Source organism: Polaromonas sp. P1_G2 (genome assembly GCF_056405515.1).
In genome coordinates this window covers 1-444 of sequence record NZ_JBFUBY010001188.1, presented here as the reverse complement: position 1 = coordinate 444, position 444 = coordinate 1, and the positions used below count along the sequence as shown (strand labels likewise).

At 66.7% G+C, this 444-nt stretch carries 1 protein-coding gene; it reads left to right on the top strand.

The window, feature by feature from the left end; genetic code table 11:
* On the top strand, window positions 1-444 hold a 444-nt coding region (locus AC1D0P_RS29700), incomplete at both ends, for a class I SAM-dependent methyltransferase (RefSeq protein WP_477680011.1).

The following is a 444-nucleotide window of genomic DNA, read 5'->3' as shown; positions in this document are numbered from 1 at the left end:
CCTGCCGGACGAGCGGTTGATCGGGCTCGGCTATGCGCTGCCTTATCTGGAGCGGTTCCGGGAAGGGGCAGAGCGCACGTTTGCCTTCATGCCGGCCGGGCAGGGGGCAGTCAACTGGCCGGCCGGGGCGCTGTCCTCCACCGCGCTGGTGTTCGACGAGGATCTTCCTTTGCCGGATTCCTCTATCGACCGCATCCTCCTGGTGCATTCGCTGGAATTCGCCGAGAATCCCCGCGAAATGCTGAAAGAGATCTATCGTGTGCTGGCGCCGGGCGGGCGGCTGGTGATCGTGGTGCCGAACCGGCGCGGTGTCTGGGCGCGGCTCGAGCATACGCCCTTCGGCGCCGGCCGGCCCTATTCGCGGGGGCAATTGACCTCGCTGTTGCGGGAGACCAATTTCACACCGGGGGCCTTTGCCGGCGCCCTGTTCTATCCGCCCTACCG